Raw genomic sequence first — 14843 nt, forward strand, 5'->3', positions numbered from 1 at the left:
GCTGTCGAGACAGTTCCCCGCGCCCACGCGTGCCCGACTGAGCGGGCAGTGCGGGCGCTGCTGGCGTCAGCCGGTGACGTTCGCCGCGAACACGTGCAGCCTCGGGTTCGTCCCGAACGTCACGTACGCCACGGTCTTGCCCGCCGTGACGGGGACGGTCGTGGCGTACAGGCTGACCTTCTGGTTCTTCTGGTTGGTCGAGCCCGCCGGACGGTTCCAGTACGGCGTGGTGGCGACGAGCACGCTGCCCGCGACCGCCTTGTTGCTGTACCAGTCGTTGACGTCCACGGTCCCGGACGACGTGCTGCCGTCCGTGTACGTGATCGTCACGTCGCCCTTCTGCTCGCCGTTGGTGCCGACGGCGAGCAGCGCGAGTCCGGTGCCCGCGCCCGACAGCGCGACCGTCTGGCCCGCCGTCGTGACGGCGTCGGGCTTGTCGGCGGCGACGTCCGGGAACACCAGCCCCCCGTACCCGCCCGGGATCGCCTGGCCCGGCACGACCCCGACCGACGCGAGCGCCTGCAGCGAGAACGAGTAGCCGGAGCCGTCGAGGTTCCCGGCGGTCTCGTCGGCGTCGTCGCTCACCCCGACCGTGTCGAACGCGGCGGCGAGCGACGCGTAGGGCACCTGGGTGGTCGCGGTGCCCGACGACGTCCCGCCCGCGTACGTCGACGTCGCGGTGATCGTCGCGTCACCGGGCGCGGCGTCCTCCGGCACCGACACGCGCCACGTGGCGCTGACCGAGCTCCCAGCGGCGACCTTGTTCGTCCTGATCGCGCGGGGCGACGTCGTCCAGCCGTCCGGGAGGTCGAGGCTCGTCCGGACGTTGCGGGCCGTCGTCGTGGACTTGTTGGTGAACGTCGTGCGGACCGTCACCGTCGTCCCGGCCTTCGCGAGGCCGGGCGCCTTCACGGTCACCCAGCGCGGCTGCGTCGTCGTGGTGACCGAGAAGTAGTCCTTCGTCGGCAGGCTCGACGACGAGTCCCCGGCCCGGACCGTGTACGTCCCCGGGGTCAGGGCCCAGGTCTGCGCCTTCGTGTTCCACACCGAGGCCTGCTGGGCGTCGATCGTGACCGACACCTTCGTCGACTTCCCCGGCTTGAGCGTGACCTTCTGGAAGCCGACGAGCGACTTCGGCGGCTCGCCCGCGCTCTTCGGCTGGGACACGTAGACCTGCACGACGTCCGAGCCCGCGACCTTGCCGGTGTTGGTCACCGTCGCGGTGGCCTTGATGCTGCCGCCCTCCTTCATCGTCGCCTTGTTGAGGTGCAGGCCGGAGACCCTGAACTTCGTGTACGACAGGCCGTACCCGAACGGGAACAGCGGGTCGATGCTCTTCGCGTCGTACCACCGGTACCCGACGTCGAGGCCCTCCGAGTACTGCACCTTGCCGTCGACGCCCGGCCACTGGGCGTCCGTCGACGCCGGGACGTCCGCGAGGGACTTCGGGAACGTCACCGGGAGCTTGCCCGACGGGTTCGTATCGCCGAACAGGATCGACGCGATCGCGTTGCCCGACTCCTGACCGGGGTACCAGGCCTCGACCACGCCGGCGACGTCGTCGACCCACGGCATGGTGACCGCGGAGCCCGTGTTGAGCACGACGACGGTGCGCGGGTTGGCCTGCGCGACGGCCTCGATGAGGTCGTCCTGCTGGCCCGGGAGGTCGATGTTCTCCAGGTCGCTGCCCTCGGACTCGTAGTCGTTCGCGTAGACGACGGCGACGTCGGCCTTCTTCGCCGCCGCGACGGCGTCGGCGAGCGGGTCGCTGCCGGGCACGGTCCAGCCGAGGCTGACCTCGTCGCCGCCCCCGGCCTGGTAGTAGTCGACCTCGACCTTGACGGGCGTGCCCTGGGTCAGGTCGAGCGTCGCCGTCTTGGTCTGGGCGCCGTGGTCACCCCAGTTGTCGATCACGGTCTTGCCGTCGACGATCAGGCGCGAGCCGTCGTCGCTGGTCAGGCTCAGCGTGTAGCTGCCCGACGACGGCGGCGTGAGCGTGCCGGTCCAGCGCGCCGAGAAGTTCGTGCCCGGGACGCCGGTGGCCGGGGCCGCGCCATTCCAGGAGAACGCGACCTGCGGGTCCGTCCGCGTCACGACCGGAGCGCCCGAGAGGTCGGTGTTCGCGAAGTACTCGCCGGTCAGACCGGTGCCGGTCCCGGAGGCGGGCGCCAGGTACTGCGCGTCGATCGCCGGCAGCTTGCCGGAGCTCGACGGGCCCTGCGCGTACGTCACGTCGACGCCGGCCTTCGCCGCGCGGTCGGTGATGCCCTGCAGGGGCGTGACCGTCCCGGTCCCGCCGACGGAGGCGCTGCCGCCGCCCGCGCTCATGGTGTTCGAGCCCGCCCCGTCGCCGATGACGGCGACCGAGTGCGTGGCCTTCGTGAGCGGCAGGACGTTTCCGGCGTTCTTCAGCAGCACCGTGCCGTCCTCCGCGACCTGGCGCGCCGTGGCGACGTGGGCGTCCGTGGAGGCGACGGCGTCGGGCGTGTCGGGGCTCGGGTCCGTCACCAGGCCGAACCGGAACTCCTGGCGCAGGATGCGGGTCACCATGTCGTCGACCCGGCTCACCGACACCTGGCCGTTCTGCACCGCCGTCTTGAGCGCCGTCCCGAAGTACGTCGAGCCCGGCATCTCCATGTCCATGCCCGCGTTCGCGGACGCGACCGTCGAGTGCGTGCCGCCCCAGTCCGACGTGATGAAGCCGTCGAACCCGAACTGGTTCTTCAGGATGTTGTTGAGGTAGGCGTTCTCGCACGCGAACGGCCCGTTGACCTCGCTGTACGAGCACATGGCCGAGGACGGCTTCGCCTCGTCGACGATCGTCCCGAACGCGGCGGTGTAGATCTCGTGGACCGTGCGGTCGTCGACGATCGCGTCGTCGGACGTGCTGTTGCGGTTGGTCTCCTGGTTGTAGACGGCCCAGTGCTTGACCTGCGCCATCACGCCCTGCGACTGGATCCCCTCGATGTCCTGCGCGCCGATCTGGCCGGTCAGGAACGGGTCCTCCGAGTACGACTCGAAGGCGCGGCCCCAGCGCGGGTCGCGCACGATGTTCACGGTCGGGCCGAGGTCGACGTCGACGCCCTTGGTCTTGTCCTCCTGACCGATGACCTTGCCGTACGCCTTCGCGGCGGACGTGTCCCACGTCGCGGCCAGCGCCGCCGCGGACGGGAGCTGGGTCGTGTCGTTCATGCGCACGCCGACCGGGCCGTCCTGCAGCTTGAGCTGGGGCACGCACAGGCGCGGGATCCCCGCCACGAGGCCCGTATAGGAGCCGGCCGCCGTCCCGTGGACCATCGTGATCTTCTCGTCGAGCGTCATCTGCGCGACGACCTGCTGGGCGCGCGCCGTGTCCGACGCGTGGACGTGACCCAGGGGCACGCGTCGTCCGACGCCGCGGTGGCCGCGCCGGGCGACCCGGTCGCCGCCTGCGCGACGGCAGGCGCCGCCGCGAGCGCGAGGGCGGCCGCTGCGGCGACGCCGACGGTGCGCGCGCGCCTTCTCCGCCTGGGGTGCTGGGGTGCTGCTGTCGTTCCGGACACCTGTCCTCCTGAGATACCTCGTCGTTGCTCAGGGACCGTGCGGGCGACGTGGGCGGCGGACTGCGTCGTCGGCGTCGTCGCGCCCGGGACGACGCGCGTCCCGAGGCACGGTGGGCACGCGGCCTCGCGCACCCGGGTCCATGTCACTCGCATGATTGACGTTCGGCAACTTGAGACAGCGTTGTCCGAGAAACTGACGGAAGACCGGGCCCGCGGGCCGCGCACGGCATACTGGGGCACCGGCGCACCACGCCCGCGACCCCGCCACGGATGAGGACCCCATGACCGACCCGACCGACTTCTCGCTGCCCGACCCGCTCGAGGACGCGCACGACGCCATCCGGCAGCTCGCGGCCGCCATGCAGTCCGTGGAGCTCAACGTCGCGCAGCTCCCCGACACGAGCGTCTCGAGCAACCTGCTGCTCGGCTTCGGCGACGACGGCTACGTGCTCGTCACCGTCATCGGCGGCAACGAGGTCACCACCTACGTCACGACCGGCGCCGCGGCCGACCTCGAGCACGACCGGCTCGCGGCCCTCGAGTTCGCGAACGCACGCACGCGCGAGAACCCCGCGCTCCCCGTCTTCCTGCACGACGGCGGCGACGAGCACTGGGACCTCCTCGTCCAGCAGAGCCACCCGACGGCGATCCTCACGCAGAACGCCCCGTTCCTGCGCGGCATGATCACCGCGAACATCGCGCGCACCGTCGCGATCCGCGAGTCGCTCGCCGAGACGCAGCTCGGGGGCCGCGCCTACGAGGCGACGCCCGAGGACCTCCAGCGCCTCGCGCAGCGCGCCGTCGTCTGAGGCCGGGACGGGCGAGCGCGGCTCAGCCGCGCGCCCGCCCGGCACCCAGGCCGAGCGCGGCGAGCGTGAAGCCCTCGAGCGCCGTGGCGATCAGGACGCCCCCGACGACGTCCGACGGGCGGTGCGCGAAGCCCGTCACGTTGTAGGTGCCCGCCAGCGCCACGAGGAGCACGACGACGAACGTCGCCTCCGCGCGCCACCTCGCCGTCCCCCACAGGGCGAGGACCGCACACGCGAGCGCCGCCGTCGTCGCCATGTGCGAAGACGGGAACGTGTTGTACGTGTAGGCGTACGTGCCGTGGAACGGCCGGACGAGGACGTCCTTGAGGAGCTCGGAGCCGAGCGCCGCCAGCCCGACCACGACCACCTGCGCGACGACCGCGCGCACCGCGCCGCGTCTGACCGCACGGACCGCGAGCGCCACGGTCGCCACACCGAGGGCGATCGGGACGCCGTCGCGGATCGCGCCCGCGTGCTCGGCGAGCGGCAGCGCCTGGAAGCGCGCGAACACGAGCACGTCCTGTCGCTGGCCCGCGTCCGTGCACACCTCGACGAGGTAGACGAGGACGAGGCCCACCACGGACACCGCGGCCGTGACCAGCAGGTGCACGCGGTCGAGCGGCACCGTGTACGCCGTCCGGCTCGGAGCGGCGGACGGCGCGTTCGGCCGGGCGGGCGCGTCCATACGCGCACCGTACGCGAGCACCTCCGGCCGCCGACGGACGGCGGACGAAGTTCACCCCGGGCGTCCGCGACGAGGTGACCGACCCTCCGTCGCGCTGCGGTTCGGGTGGCCGGGCGGCGGGGCTACGTCCGGTCGGCGGAGCCGATGACCCGCAACCGCCAGCCCGCCGCCTCCCACGCCGCCCGGTCGAGCACACGACGACCGTCGACCACCACCCGCCTCGACACGAGCGCGCCGAGCCGCGCCGGGTCGGCGTCGCGGTACTCGCGCCACTCGGTCAGCAGGACGACGGCCCGAGCGCCGCGCACCGCGTCGTCCAGGTCCGGCACGTAGGTCAGGCCGGGCGCGACCCGGCGAGCCGACTCGATCGCGCGGGGGTCCGTCACCACGACGTCGGCGCCGGCGGCCGCGAGACGGAGCGCGACATCGAGCGCCGGCGAGTCCCGGACGTCGTCGCTGTCCGGCTTGAACGCCGCGCCCAGCACGGAGACCCGCGCACCGACGAGCTCGCCCACCTCCTCGCGCACCAGGTCCGCGACGTGCTCCCGCCGCCGCAGGTTGATCCCGTCGACCTCGCGCAGGAGCCCGCCGGCGCTGTCCGCCCCGAGCTCGTGCGCACGCGCCGAGAAGGCCCGGATGTCCTTCGGCAGGCACCCGCCTCCGAACCCGACCCCCGCCCCGAGGAACCTGCGCCCGATACGCGGGTCGAGGCCGATCGCGTCCGCGAGCGTCCCGACGTCACCGCCCGCGACCTCGCACAGCTCGGCCATCGCGTTGATGAAGGAGATCTTGGTCGCGAGGAACGAGTTCGCCGCGACCTTCACGAGCTCGGCCGTCGCGAGGTCGGTGACGATGCGGGGCGTCCGAGCGTCGAGCTGGCTGGCGTACACCTCGTCGAGCACGGCCGCCGAGGTCGTGTCGCCGGGGGCGAGCCCGTAGACGAGCCGGTCCGGGTGGAGCGTGTCGTGGATCGCGAAGCCCTCCCGGAGGAACTCGGGGTTCCACACGAGGTGCGCACCCGCGGCCTCGACATCCCGTCGGTGCCGCTCCGCGGTGCCCACGGGCACCGTCGACTTGCCCGCCACCACGTCGCCCGGCTGCAGCACCGGCAGCAGCGCCTCGAACGCCGCCTCGACGTGGCGCAGGTCCGCCGCGTCGGAGTCGGCGCGCTGCGGGGTGCCGACGCACACGAAGTGCACGGCCGCACCCTTGGCGTCCGCGACGTCCGTCGTGAACGAGAGCCGCTCCGCACTGCTCGCGCGTGCGAGCAGCTCGTCGAGCCCCGGCTCGTAGAAGGGTGCGCGGCCGTCCGTCAGCGCCGCGACACGGTCGGCTGCCACGTCGACCCCCACGACCTCGTGGCCGAGCGACGCCATCGCCGCCGCATGGACGGCGCCGAGGTAGCCGCACCCGATGACGGAGATCCTCATGGCAGCCTGCCCCCGCACGTGGTGCCGGGGGGACCGGTCTCGCCGTCGTCGAGGCGCACCACTCGATTCTTGCGGAAGGGAGCGCGGCCCGCAGAGGTTCGGGCGATCCGCGGTCATCCGGCGATCATGCGACCGGTGCCACCGGCGGCACGATCAACGGCTCAGCGCGTGCCCACCGCCGCCGCGGCCGACACCTCGCCGACGACGACCGCGTCGATGAGCTGCTTGGCCCACGCGAGCACCTCGACGCCGTGCAGGGGCTTGCCGCCGATGCGCGCCGTCGTCGGGAAGGGGACGAGGATCGTTCGCACGGCGGGCTTGATGATCGCACCCGGGTAGAGGCGCTTGAGCCGCAGGGTGGCGGACTCCGCGAGCTCGACGGGCGCGAACCGCACGAACTTGCCCTGCGCAGTGACGTCGGTGAGCCCGGCGCGGCGCGCGTGGTTGCGGAACGCGGCGACGTCGAAGAGCGCCGACGCGACCTCGGGCAGCGCGCCGTACCGGTCGACGAGCTCGGCGCGGATCTCGGCGAGCGCGGCGTCGTCCTGGGCGCCGGCGATCTTCTTGTACGCCTCGAGGCGCAGGCGCTCGTGGGCGATGTACTCGACGGGCAGGTGCGCGTCGACGGGGAGCTCGACGGTGACGTCGGGCGCCTCCTCCTCGCCGCCCTCGCCGCGGAACGACGCCACGGCCTCCCCGACCATCCGGACGTACAGGTCGAAGCCCACGCCCTCGATGTGGCCCGACTGCTCGCCGCCGAGCAGGTTGCCGGCACCGCGGATCTCGAGGTCCTTCATCGCAACCTGCATGCCCGCACCGAGGTCGGTGTGGGCGGCGATGGTCGCGAGGCGGTCGTGCGCGGTCTCGGTCAGGGGACGCTCGGGCGGGTACAGGAAGTACGAGTACGCCCGCTCGCGGCCACGCCCGACGCGCCCGCGCAGCTGGTGGAGCTGGGACAGGCCGAGCTGGTCGGCCCGCTCGAGGATCAGCGTGTTCGCGTTGGAGATGTCGAGGCCGGTCTCGATGATCGTCGTGCAGACGAGGACGTCGAGCTCCTTCTCCCAGAACGACCGGATGACCCGGTCGAGCTGGCCCTCGCTCATCTTGCCGTGCGCGACGTCGACCCTCGCCTCGGGGACGAGCTCGCGGATGCGCGCGGCCGCCTTGTCGATGGACTCGACCCGGTTGTGGACGTAGAAGACCTGGCCCTCGCGCAGGAGCTCGCGACGCACGGCCGCGGTGATCTGCTTGTCGTCGTACGCGCCCACGTACGTGAGGACGGGGTGCCGCTCCTCGGGCGGGGTCGCGAGCGTCGACATCTCGCGGATGCCCGTGACGGCCATCTCGAGCGTGCGCGGGATCGGGGTCGCGGACATCGCCAGGACGTCGACGTTGGTGCGCAGCGCCTTGAGCGTCTCCTTGTGCTCGACGCCGAACCGCTGCTCCTCGTCGATGACGACGAGCCCGAGGTCCTTGAAGCGGATGCTCCCCGAGATGAGGCGGTGCGTGCCGATGACCACGTCGACCGACCCGTCCGCGAGGCCCGCGATCGTCTCGTTCGACTCCTTGTCGGTCTGGAACCGGGACAGCGCCCGGACCGTGACCGGGAACTGCGCGTACCGCTCGGAGAACGTCTCGAAGTGCTGCTGGACGAGCAGCGTCGTCGGGACGAGGATCGCCACCTGCTTGCCGTCCTGGACCGCCTTGAAGGCAGCCCGGACCGCGATCTCCGTCTTGCCGTAGCCGACGTCACCGCACACGAGCCGGTCCATCGGGACCGACTTCTCCATGTCGGCCTTGACCTCGTCGATCGTGGAGAGCTGGTCGGGCGTCTCGATGTACGCGAAGGCGTCCTCGAGCTCGCGCTGCCACGGGGTGTCGGGGCCGAACGCGTGCCCCTCCGTCGCCATGCGCGCCGAGTAGAGCCGGATGAGCTCGCTCGCGATCTCCTTGACGTGCTTGCGGGCGCGGCTCTTGGTCTTCGACCAGTCCGAGCCGCCCATCTTCGACAGCGAGGGGGCCTCGCCGCCCACGTACTTGGTGACCTGGTCGAGCTGGTCCATCGGCACGAACAGCCGGTCCCCCGGCTGCCCGCGCTTGCTGCTCGCGTACTCGAGCACGAGGTACTCGCGCGTGGCCGCGTTCGCGCCCGTGCCGAGCGTGCGCTGCACCATCTCGACGAACCGCCCGACGCCGTGCTGCTCGTGCACCACGAAGTCGCCCGCGCGCAGCTGCAGCGGGTCGACGACGTTGCGCCGCCGGCTCGGCATGCGGCGCATGTCCTTGGTGCCCTGGCCGGCGCGGCCCGTGAGGTCGGACTCGCTGAACACGGCGAGCCTGAGCTCGGGCATGACGAACCCCGGGACGCCCGGCGCGACCGTGACGAGCACGATCCCCGGTTCGGGTCCGTCGGGGGCCTCGGTCGCCGTCAGCGACGGGACGAGCCGGGCCGCCGTGTCCGACGAGCGGAGCTGCTCCGTCATGCGCTGGGCAGGGCCGTGGCCCTCGGTCGTGAGGACGAGGCGCCACTCGGCGTGCTGGAGGCCGCGGACGTCGTCGACGGCGCGCTCCACGTCGCCCGCGTAGCGCTCGACGTCCCGCGCCGGGATCGTGAGCGTCTCGACGCCGTCGACGGCGCCGTCGGTCAGCTCTGCGAGGTCGTCGGTGCCCAGCCCGAACGACGAGAACGTCCACCAGCCCAGCCCGCGGCGGGCCGACTCGTCGCGGGCGTCCGCGAGCGTGAGGAACGACGCCGCCGACAGGTCGAGCGGGGTGCTCCCGCCGCCCGCGGCCCCCGTCCACGCGGCAGCCAGGAATTCCTCCGTGGTCGCCACCAGGTCGTGCGCACGACGGCGCACGCGCTCGGGCTCGACCGCGACCAGGAGCGCGTCGTCGGGCACGAGCGAGAGCACCGGGACCATCCGGTCCACGAGGACCGGGGTGAGCGACTCCATGCCCTCCACGGCGATCCCGTTGCCGATGCGCTCGAGCATGTCGACGGCACCCGGGAGCCGCTCCTGCAGGCCGAGCGCCCGCGCCCGCACCTCCGGGGTCAGCAACAGCTCGCGGCACGGCGGCGCCCACACGCCGCGCTCCGCGACCTCGAGGCTGCGCTGGTCGGCGACCGCGAACCAGCGGATCTCCTCGACCTCGTCGCCCCACAGCTCGACGCGCAGCGGGTGGTCCTCGGTGGGCGGGAACACGTCGAGGATGCCGCCACGGACCGCGAACTCGCCGCGCCGCTCCACCATGTCAACGCGCGTGTACGCGGCGTCGGACAGGCGCTGGGCGACGTCCTCGAGGTCCACCTGGTCGCCCGCGTGCAGCTCGACCGGTGCCAGCTCCCCCAGCCCCTCGACCACCGGCTGGAGCAGCGCCCGCACCGGGACCACCAAGATCTTGATCGGCCCGGTGTGGCTCGTGCCCGACGGCGCCAGCCCGCTCCCGGGGGTCGCCGCACCCGCGTCCGCGGTCTGGCCGGTGGTGGCGGCCCGGTCGACGGCGCTCGGGTGCGCGAGGCGACGGAACACCGCGAGACGACGCGCCACCGTGTCGGCGCGCGGCGACAGGCGCTCGTGCGGCAGCGTCTCCCAGCTCGGGAGGACGGCGACGGCGTCGTGCTCGTCGTCGGGGAGGTACGCGCGCACCGCGGTCGCGAGCTCGTCGGCCTCGCGGCCTGTCGCCGTCACCACGACGAGCGGACGCTTCGCGCTCGCCGCCGCCAGCAGCGCCGGGCGGACCCCCACCGACGCGACGACGTCCAGCTCGCCGCGCGCACGGACACGGTCGACGACGGACGCGGCGGTCGGATCGGCCAGGACGGCGGGCAGGAGTCCGGTGAGGTTCATGCGATTCCTTCGGAGTGCGCGGACACGGCGGGGCGCGCGCGGGCAAGCACGTGCGGCCCGATCCGTGGGACCCGGGGGCCGCACGCAGAGGCGGGCGCACTCGGGCCCGGAGATCGGGCTGGGGTGATGGAACCAGCCTACGCGGCGGCACCGACACCCGGGCGACCAGCCCAGCAGGATCTCCCCTACTGTGAGGTCCATGCGACTCGGGCGCCGCCGCGGCACCACCACGACCCCGCCCCGACCACCGGCGGTGCTGGTGGTGCTCGAGCAGCCCTGGCACTCGATGATGCAGCTCGCGGCGGGGGCGCGACGACACGGGCTGCACGCCGTGCACGTCGGGCCGACGAACGGCCGCGACGAACGTCTCATGGTCGCGCTCGTGTTCGGCGGCACGACGACCGTGGACGCGCTCGTGCGCGGCGGCGAGCGGCCGTGGACGGCGGTGGACGCGCAGGGCCGCGACGTGGACGTGGTGGCGCTCGCGCGCAGGGCGGACGAGGCCGCGGCGACCGTGCCGGAGGCGGCGGTCCTGGACAACGCGGCGCGCCTGGCCGACAAGCTCGCGGTGTCCCGCACGCTCGCAGGTCACGGCGTCCCCGTCCCCGCCGTGCTCGACGCCAGCACCGACCCCGCGGTCGCGGCCGAGTCGCTCGGCGTCCCTTTCTTCGTCAAGGAACGGGTGGGCGCGGGCGGGACCGGGGTCCACCTGGTGGACGACGCGGAGCAGGCACGCGACCTCGTCACGCGGCTCGGTACGGACGCGACGTTCTTCGAGGCCGCCGTCGACGGCGAGACGGTGCAGTACTGCGCGGCCCACGCGGACGGCCGCGTGATCCTCGACGTCGTCGCGCACACGGCTGCCCGGACCGGCAACATGCCGGCCAGCGAGCTCGAGCTTCTCGACGACCCCGCAGTCCGTGCCGTCGGCCGCGCGACCGTCGAGGCCCTCGGCGGGCGCGGGCTGGTCAACCTCGACGTGCTGCGGACCCCGGAGGGCGGCGCCTACGTCGTCGACGTCAACGCGCGGGCGTGGGACTCGCTCGTGCCGCTCCGGCGCCTCGGCTTCGACTTCGTCCACGCCTACGCGGAGGCGCTGGGCGTGCGGCCGGTGGGCAGCACGCCCATCCCATCCCCGAAACCCGGCAGCAGGATCCGCTCGTTCCCCGGACCCCTGCTCGGAGAGGCACCCCACCTGGGCTGGCTCCGGCTCGCGGGCCGCGCGACGCGCGAGGCGTGGCCGTTCCTGCGCTGGCTCGGGCCGCGCTACGTGCTGCACGTGGCGTGGCTGACGGTCCTCGCGAAGCGCTCGGCCCGGCACCGGACCTGACCGTCCGCGGAACGCCGACCGGGTGACTTTCGGCGGCTGGCACCGCGCGACGGCGCGACCGCGGCCGGCCGTCCGTAGGCTGGCTTGGTGCGGTCACAGGCAGCGCTCAACCATGACGCAGACAAGGTCGGCGTCCCGACGGTCTGGGAGGTCGTCGACGGGGTTCCTCACGACGACCCGGCGCTCGAGTCGGAGTGGGAGGCCCTGGCCGTGCGGCGAGGCGCCCCCCGGTCCGCGCCGAGCTGTGTGCTGCCCTGGTACCGGTTCGTCCTCGCCGAACCCGCGCGCGCACGGATCGTCGTGGCGCGGCGCGACGGACGCGTCGTCGGGATCTGGCCGCTGTTCCACACGCGCGACACGTGGGGCTTCGTCACCTACCGGATGGCCGGGCACCAGACGATCGTCGGGGTCGAGCCGCTGGCCGTACGCGACGACATCGCCGCCAAGGAAGCACTGGTCGCGGGCCTCGCCGGGCTCCGCCCGGTCCCCGACCGCGTCGAGCTCGAGTGCGTCGAGGACCCTTACGACTGGCTCGGCGCTGCACGTGCGGCGTTCCCGTCGTGGCGGGCACAGGTCCGGACCGACGCGTCACGAGCTCCGTTCTTCGAGCTCGACGACGAGACCTACTCGACCTGGGTCGAGCACCGGCGGACCGGCGGCGGGAAGAGCGTCAGGCGCTACACGAGACGGCTCGCCGACCACGGGTACCACCCACGCCGGTTCACGGAGCCCGCCGAGATCGTCGCGAGGCTCCCCGCGCTCCGAAGGCTCTACCTCGCGCGCAAGGCGGCGCGAGGCGGGTGGGGAGCGGACTTCGACGACGCGATGCTCGCCATGGTCTCGGACGTCGTGGCGAGCCTGGTCGACGGCGAACGCGTCGTGCTCTACAGCGTCGAGAGGGATGCGGACGACGTGGCCGCCGTCGACCTCGTCCTGGTGGCCGGGAACAGTGCCAACCTCTGGATCGGGGGGATCGGCGACGTCCTGCCTCAGTACTCGCCAGGGCAGGTGAACCTCACCGCGATCATCGACGACTCGCATGCCGCGGGTCTGCGCATCCTCTCCCTCGGCCCCGGCGAGGAGGACTACAAGTCGCGGTACAGCACCGGGGCGCAGGACGTCGTCGCAGCAGCCCTGGTCCGCCACAGCCGAAGCCTGACCCACCTGAACACCCCCGCGACGTTCCTGCCCAGCGGGGCACGCGACCTCGCGCGGCAGCTCAAGGCCCGCGTCAAGCGCTCCTAACGACGCGGCTCAACGGCCGCACGTGCTCCGCGCCGCCCCGCCGTCGAAGCGTGCGGCCGTCCACCGGACCAGATCGCGTGTCGCCGGCGACGACGCCTCGACGATGCCGCCGTGCGTGGTGTCGGGGTACTCGCGATAGTCCAGGGTCGAGCCCGATGCGCACTGCTCGCTGACATAGGCGGCCTGGGAGTCGGGCGTGACGAGCGAGTCGGCCGCGCCCTGGAGCAGAAGCACCGGGGACACCATCCGCCCGCTGGGGACGTTCTCGGCCAGGCGCTCGCGGAGCCGTCCTGCCTCCGGCCCCTCCGCCCACACCGGGCGGTCCAGCAGCCCGGACGCGCCGACGAGCTCCGCCGCGCGAGGGTCGTCGAGGCACAGGTGCGCCAGCCGCTTCAGGGTCATCACGGCGTCGGGCTGGACGGTCATGGCGTACGTGACGTCGTCGTACGTCGACGTGTAGGCCGCCAGGACGTAGGCGACGTACACGGCGCTCGTGGGCACGACCGGAAGGTCGTCGATGATTCCCGGAAGGTTCGACGCCGGGGCGACGGCGGCGACGCCGTCGATCGCCAGCTCGGGTGCGTAGGTCGGCGCGAGCTTGTCAGCCCAGAGCGCCGCCCCGCCGCCCTCGGAGTAGCCCCAGAGCACCGTCCTGGTCCTCGGTCCGACGACGTCGAGCTGTCGGGCGGCGCGAACGGCGTCGAGGACCGAACGCCCTGCCGGCTGGCCGACGACGTACGGATGCTCGCCAGGCGTCCCGAGACCCACGTAGTCGGTGGCGACCAGCGCCCATCCGCGGCGGAGCGCCTCGCCCGCCACCGTGAGGCCTCCGGCTTCCAGACCGTCGGCCATCCGGGAGGGAGCGCAGTCGTCCGCGACGCCTGTGGTGCCGTGGGCCCAGGCGACGACGTGGTGGACCGTCGTCGGGCCCGAGCGCGGCACGAGGACGACGCCGCTCGAGACGGTCGGGGCGCCGTCGCCGGCAGAGGTCGTGTAGAGGATCCGCCACCCTCGGGCCTCGGTGGGGATCTCGTCCCGGGTCAGAGGCTCGCTGCGGAGGAGCACGCCGGGCTCGGACGGCACCGAGGAGGGCGCCTGGTAGAAGTCGGTCGCTGCCGCGCTCGCCGTCGCGCGACCGCCGTCGTCGCCGCACGCCGCGAGGGCCGACGCCACCGCCACGCAGCAGGTCACCACCCACCCCACCCACACCACCCGACGCCTCGGGGCGATCGGCGCGGCCGGGCGGCCCGGGTCGGCCTGCCCGCGCCGCCGGCTTCGTCGCACGGGACTCCTCACGCCGTTCAGAGGGTCGGGAACTCCGCCACGGGAACGCCGTGGAGGCACATGTCGTGCCATACGGTCTCTCCCGTCTCGCGACGAACCGGGAACGCCCCGCGCTTGACCCCTTCCTTCGGGAGCCCGACCTTGCCGGTGACCAGGCATGCCGCCCGGTTCTCCCGCACGTGGGTGACCTCGAACCGCTGGAACCGCGCGTTCGCGGCGAGCCACTCGAGGAGCACGGTCGAGGCTTCGATGCCGTAGGAGCGCCCGCGAGCCTCGGGCATCATCCCGAGGGCGAACTCGACGGCTCCCCGTTGGTCACGCACCGGGAGCATCTCGATGTCGCCCAGGTAGCGGTCGTCGCCGTCGACGATGGCGAGCGCGACCGGGAGCGTGCCCGCGGCGAGGCTCTCGCGCTGCGACTCGCACCAGCTCCGTGCGGCGGCCTCGTCGCGCATCGGCGAGGCGTACGCGGTGCGCCAGAGGTTCATCCCGGCCGACTGCTCGAGGACCAGTCGGGGCGCCGCGTCGGTCTCGGCCCGGTACGACCGGACGACCACGCCCCGCCCGGCCAGGCCGCCGGCGGGGAACGGCGGGACGACCCGCTCCTCGGGCGGTAGGAGCCGCTTGCGGAGCCGGTCGGCCACCGCTGTCCGAAGCCTGCTCATGACCA

At 73.1% G+C, this 14843-nt stretch carries 9 protein-coding genes; 3 read left to right on the plus strand and 6 right to left on the minus strand.

Annotation, left to right across the window (positions count from 1 at the left end; genetic code table 11):
• Positions 1-66: 66 nt before the first annotated feature.
• Positions 67-3381 (minus strand): glycoside hydrolase family 3 C-terminal domain-containing protein, encoded by a 3315-nt coding sequence (locus ACFT5B_RS11230; RefSeq protein WP_386798167.1) that lies wholly within the window; start codon positions 3379-3381, stop codon positions 67-69.
• A gap of 442 nt (positions 3382-3823) precedes the next feature.
• Here ACFT5B_RS11230 and ACFT5B_RS11235 point away from each other — a divergent pair, with 442 nt between their 5' ends.
• A complete protein-coding gene (locus ACFT5B_RS11235; RefSeq protein WP_386798169.1) occupies positions 3824-4351 on the plus strand; it encodes a hypothetical protein in 528 nt (175 codons plus the stop codon).
• A 22-nt stretch (positions 4352-4373) separates the two neighbouring features.
• Here the strand turns inward: ACFT5B_RS11235 and ACFT5B_RS11240 are convergent, their stop codons facing one another.
• From ACFT5B_RS11240 to mfd, 3 genes are all read right to left on the minus strand, one after another.
• Entirely contained in the window at positions 4374-5036 is a 663-nt protein-coding gene (locus ACFT5B_RS11240; protein ID WP_386798171.1) for a phosphatase PAP2 family protein, read from the minus strand.
• Positions 5037-5158: 122 nt separating this feature from the next.
• Complete coding sequence (locus tag ACFT5B_RS11245; RefSeq protein WP_386798173.1) at positions 5159-6466, minus strand: UDP-glucose dehydrogenase family protein; 1308 nt, start codon at positions 6464-6466, stop codon at positions 5159-5161.
• 161 nt (positions 6467-6627) lie between these two features.
• Complete coding sequence (gene mfd / locus ACFT5B_RS11250; RefSeq protein ID WP_386798175.1) at positions 6628-10314, minus strand: transcription-repair coupling factor; 3687 nt, start codon at positions 10312-10314, stop codon at positions 6628-6630.
• A 199-nt stretch (positions 10315-10513) separates the two neighbouring features.
• On the opposite strand from mfd, the gene ACFT5B_RS11255 reads away from it, so the two are divergent.
• Positions 10514-11644 (plus strand): ATP-grasp domain-containing protein, encoded by a 1131-nt coding sequence (locus ACFT5B_RS11255; RefSeq protein ID WP_386798177.1) that lies wholly within the window; start codon positions 10514-10516, stop codon positions 11642-11644.
• Positions 11645-11731: 87 nt separating this feature from the next.
• Positions 11732-12889 (plus strand): GNAT family N-acetyltransferase, encoded by a 1158-nt coding sequence (locus tag ACFT5B_RS11260; RefSeq protein WP_386798179.1) that lies wholly within the window; start codon positions 11732-11734, stop codon positions 12887-12889.
• A 9-nt stretch (positions 12890-12898) separates the two neighbouring features.
• Here ACFT5B_RS11260 and ACFT5B_RS11265 read toward each other — a convergent pair whose 3' ends face one another.
• Together ACFT5B_RS11265 and ACFT5B_RS11270 are read right to left on the minus strand one after the other, a co-directional pair.
• On the minus strand, positions 12899-14173 hold the full coding sequence (locus ACFT5B_RS11265; RefSeq protein WP_386798181.1) for a lipase family protein: 1275 nt from the start codon (positions 14171-14173) through the stop codon (positions 12899-12901).
• Between the two features lie 17 nt (positions 14174-14190).
• Entirely contained in the window at positions 14191-14838 is a 648-nt protein-coding gene (locus ACFT5B_RS11270; protein ID WP_386798183.1) for a GNAT family N-acetyltransferase, read from the minus strand.
• Between the last annotated feature and the right edge of the window lie 5 nt (positions 14839-14843).

Source organism: Luteimicrobium sp. NPDC057192 (assembly GCF_042670205.1).
Classification (GTDB): Bacteria; Actinomycetota; Actinomycetes; order Actinomycetales; family Cellulomonadaceae; genus Luteimicrobium.

What these genes read in the sequence shown, in the direction of transcription:
- ACFT5B_RS11270 (WP_386798183.1), bottom strand. Translation starts at nt 14,838, where the DNA reads ATGAGCAGGCTTCGGACAGCGGTGGCCGACCGGCTCCGCAAGCGGCTC.
- ACFT5B_RS11245 (WP_386798173.1), bottom strand. Translation starts at nt 6,466, where the DNA reads ATGAGGATCTCCGTCATCGGGTGCGGCTACCTCGGCGCCGTCCATGCG.
- ACFT5B_RS11235 (WP_386798169.1), top strand. Translation starts at nt 3,824, where the DNA reads ATGACCGACCCGACCGACTTCTCGCTGCCCGACCCGCTCGAGGACGCG.
- ACFT5B_RS11240 (WP_386798171.1), bottom strand. Translation starts at nt 5,036, where the DNA reads ATGGACGCGCCCGCCCGGCCGAACGCGCCGTCCGCCGCTCCGAGCCGG.
- mfd (WP_386798175.1), bottom strand. Translation starts at nt 10,314, where the DNA reads ATGAACCTCACCGGACTCCTGCCCGCCGTCCTGGCCGATCCGACCGCC.
- ACFT5B_RS11255 (WP_386798177.1), top strand. Translation starts at nt 10,514, where the DNA reads ATGCGACTCGGGCGCCGCCGCGGCACCACCACGACCCCGCCCCGACCA.